Origin of the sequence: Pseudomonas sp. R3.Fl, assembly GCF_023516765.1 — a bacterium.
GTDB lineage: Bacteria > Pseudomonadota > Gammaproteobacteria > Pseudomonadales > Pseudomonadaceae > Pseudomonas > Pseudomonas citronellolis.
The window spans coordinates 80,333-80,607 of sequence record NZ_JAMGSO010000001.1; positions in this window are offsets into that span (position 1 = coordinate 80,333).

Here is a 275-nt window from a genome sequence, read left to right on the forward strand (position 1 = left end):
AGGGCGCGGGCAAGTGCTCGCCGATAGAACGTAGCCACGCTCGGCGGATTTACCCCTGAAGCCAAAAATAAGGCGAATAGCCATCATTTGCGCCATGTGTCTGGCAAAGACGACGGATCGATAGCGATCGGACAAGGAAAAACGCCGCTTCCCACACGGGGAAACGGCGTTGGTGTCGGCTCATGGGGTAGCTGACTCGGTACCGATGCGAATGCCCTGCCCGCGTGGTGAGAGGGAACGGCGCCTACGCCAGCGCGCAGGCGCCTGGTCGGCTG